Source organism: Salinibacterium sp. (genome assembly GCF_031364185.1).
GTDB lineage: Bacteria > Actinomycetota > Actinomycetes > Actinomycetales > Microbacteriaceae > Rhodoglobus.
In genome coordinates this window covers 1-3,158 of the sequence record NZ_JANLVV010000138.1, presented here as the reverse complement: position 1 = coordinate 3,158, position 3,158 = coordinate 1, and the positions used below count along the sequence as shown (strand labels likewise).

At 60.5% G+C, this 3,158-nt stretch carries 4 protein-coding genes; all 4 read right to left on the bottom strand.

Features of this window, described 5'->3' with window-relative positions:
* Positions 1–267 (bottom strand): hypothetical protein (locus RMN95_RS06165; protein ID WP_309616065.1); only part of this gene is annotated, 267 nt, incomplete at its 3' end.
* Complete coding sequence (locus tag RMN95_RS06160; protein WP_309616064.1) at positions 251–799, bottom strand: sigma-70 family RNA polymerase sigma factor; 549 nt, start codon at positions 797–799, stop codon at positions 251–253. The genes RMN95_RS06165 and RMN95_RS06160, both read right to left, overlap by 17 nt.
* A gap of 193 nt (positions 800–992) precedes the next feature.
* Positions 993–1,289 (bottom strand): hypothetical protein, encoded by a 297-nt coding sequence (locus RMN95_RS06155; RefSeq protein ID WP_309616063.1) that lies wholly within the window; start codon positions 1,287–1,289, stop codon positions 993–995.
* 1,167 nt (positions 1,290–2,456) lie between these two features.
* Positions 2,457–2,594, bottom strand: coding sequence for a hypothetical protein (locus tag RMN95_RS06150; RefSeq protein ID WP_309616062.1), 138 nt, complete (start codon positions 2,592–2,594; stop codon positions 2,457–2,459).
* Between the last annotated feature and the right edge of the window lie 564 nt (positions 2,595–3,158).

The following is a 3,158-nucleotide window of genomic DNA, read 5'->3' as shown; positions in this document are numbered from 1 at the left end:
ACTCAGGGCGCTAGCCGACGAGGCGGCACCCGCTGTGAAGAGTGGCGCGCGCTGCAAGCCCGGTGTGATGACCAGGGCGGCGACGGCGATGGATGCCACGGCAACGGTAATCCCGCCCGCCACCCGTAGCCGCCTCGCGGGGTGTGTCATTCGGGGAGCCGCGCGATCGGCAGCGCCGGTGACGATGTCGGCGGAAAGCTCGGGCGCTGCATTGCGGCCCAGGCTGTGCCGCAATCGTGCGGTCACGTCATCAGGAAGGTTGCTCATACCTGGGATATGTCGCGGATGCCGCGGATCTTTCCGCCGCATCCAAAGAATTATCTGCCGCAAGCAGCTCGACGAGCTTCTTCCTGGCTCGGTGCAGACGGATGCTCGCGGCATTGGCGCTGATCTTCAGGGCAACGGCAATCTGCGAGGCCGGAAGTTCTTCGACCAGAGCGAGGGCAATGATCTCCCGCTCCGGCGCCCGAAGCTGGCGCCAGGCTGCGGCAAGTGAGGTGTCGGCGACCACAATGTCCTCGGCTGATGGAGCCGAGTCCGCCGGCCGAAAGGCCGCGATCAGGGAGACGCCCGTGGCCACCCTCCTTCGATGGTTCGACACGACGTTCGCGGCGATGCGATACAGCCACGGCAACTCTTCGCCTACGGTCACCGTCGCCCGACGACGCCACGCGATCGCGAACACGTCGGCGGCAAGATCCTCAACGAAGCGCCGCTCGACGCGTCGGTAGAGGTATCCACTCACCGCAGGAAGGTGCTGGGTGTATGCACGCTCGAACGCGGCGTCGGTGGTGGCCATAAGGTCAGCTTCGCGAGAGTAGTCTTGCCGCACAACCCAACGTTTCTGGGGTCTCACACGTCGCAGGCTGTGAGTCGCGGAGCTAAGTGGCCTTGTGGTCGCGTCGTCAGTGGTCGTTGGGGTGGAGGCGTGTCGGTCTGCGATGTCATAGGTGAGGGTCTGATCGGCCACAGTCACCGTGCTCCGGTGCGCGTCATAGGTGAGGGTGCCCGCCGTCAGACGGGTCATATAACGCCCGCACCCCCACCCTCAGGCCAGCAGCGTTGGTGGTGAGGATCGTGTCCCCGTGCAGATTCGGGAACACCCAGGTTGATGCCTCGCCCGGGGTGGCCGGAGTGCCTGCCGGGAGGGTCACATTCACGCCACCGGGCAGGGACAGGTCCCTCCCGGTGACATCACGCAGATAGACAACCGTCGTGCCATCGGTGAGGGTTGTGGTCCGGTGCCGGTCCGAGACGTCATAGGCCAGAGTCTGATCGGCCAGCTTCATGTTTTGCTCTGATGCCGAAATGCAGACATTATGCACAACTGATCCGACCTCGTGGCCGGCGAGATTTTATGCTCTCCGAGGGACGACTAGAAATTAGCTACTTCCTGCGGCCAACACAATTCCCAGTGTCACTATCAACGTACCGATCGCAATTGACGTGCAGCCCATTATGACCGCCACAACTGAGACCACCGATCGAATCCAACTTGCAGGATTGGCAAGTATCGAGGTCACCCATCGGAGCAGACGAGAGCGAAGCGCTAGGAGCGTGCAGCCAAGACCGAGCTGGAATGCTCCTACGAAGAAAAACGGCACAAATTCGCTATTCATACTCAGCTTTCATTGTTTGATGTATCACCACGAAGGCCAAGAGGCTTCAGTTTGGTAATTTAGGGTCCCGCTGCACCCGGCTCCGGCTCCATGCACGACCCCGCTCGACGAGCTGGGCGGTGAGAACGTTGGCCCAATTGTGTTGATCCCTGGATCCATAGAACCGCTACCGCCGACATAATAACCGACGCCTAGGTCTGCTGAGCAGGAGCCAGCAAGGGACCACCCCGTGGAGCTAAAGGTGCTGCTTCCAACAGCCAATGAAAGCTCGGCTTCTAGGCCGCTGCCCACGCCAACTCCAAAGAGGTCCTTGCCATCCTCCCTGTGAGCGTATGTAGCTGCCACACAGACCAGCGCGCAAAAGCTCAACTGAACATCTGCTTGACGGCATCCACCGAATCGGCAGTCTGGAGGGGCTGGTATGTACCGCTCAGTGTCGCTCATTTGTGGCACTTTGCGCGGTTGTCTCACCGGTACCCACGCCGCCTTTGCTGCAGCCGAGTTCTTCTTGCGTCAGCCTTTCGTAGGCGCCGCCCAGTGAGGCGGTCGGCCCAGTCATAGCAATACCCCGTCTCCGCCGGGGTGCCACCATCCTTCGTGTCGGAGATGCTGGTGCGGCTCCCATCCCGGCCCGCCGCAGTATTCATCCCCTACGTCGAGGTCTGCGCAAATCCACACGCCACGGTGTGCCTGGGGATGACCGCGGTGATCAATCTTCCCGCAGCATCATACGAATACGTCGGTGACCGTGTTTTTGAGGATCCTGCCCGACTGCGACTGGATGACCACGTCAGACACCGGCGCCTGCGCGGTGGTGCCAGCGCGCATCTGCTGCACTCACGCATCCTGAGTGACCGTCACATTATCCGCCAGTTCGCTCGCATCCCCGGTCGACGCAACACCCCGCACCCACATAGTCGGAGAGTCCGACCTAGCGGTAAACACATAAGTGGCCTTCACCCACGTGACCGTCATGCCGACCTTCGTTTTTCATAGCAAGACCCTTGCATCAAATGTCTACTCGAAGTATCCCCGTTTTTTGCTTCGACGCACGCCGGAGCCGAGTCGCCCTGGTCCGGGAGAAGCTGACAGCTGGAGGCCAGATACACCTCCGCATCGCTTGCGGAGATCTCGTCAATGCTCACCACGTTGGGGTGCGCGCGCAAAGCCGCCATCCAATCATCGGCACCGTCACAGCTGGCGACAGATTTCGCGAGCTCGTCAGACGTCAAGTAGTACATTCCGTCAAAACGTTCAATGGGTGTTACTCCTGCGAGACTCCCGTCACAGGTCTCCCGATCTGGTTGTGCAGAACACCCGGAAAGACTCACGACAACAGCGAAAGCGGTCATCAGGCGTATCGAGGCTCGATGGTCCACTAGTTGATTCTCCGATACGTGAGTTCCGAGTAAATGTTGATCTTTGTACCATCTGATGTGAGAAGCCACCCGCACTCGGCACAGTAGCGGTTCTCGACGGTAGTTACGACAAAACTGCTTAGGTAGGCACCCGAAAGTGGCGTGCCCGGGAACGAGATGG

Excerpts from the sequence above, each read along its gene's own strand:
- RMN95_RS06160 (WP_309616064.1), bottom strand. The coding sequence starts at position 799 with ATGGCCACCACCGACGCCGCGTTCGAGCGTGCATACACCCAGCACCTT.
- RMN95_RS06155 (WP_309616063.1), bottom strand. The coding sequence starts at position 1,289 with ATGAAGCTGGCCGATCAGACTCTGGCCTATGACGTCTCGGACCGGCAC.
- RMN95_RS06150 (WP_309616062.1), bottom strand. The coding sequence starts at position 2,594 with ATGACGGTCACGTGGGTGAAGGCCACTTATGTGTTTACCGCTAGGTCG.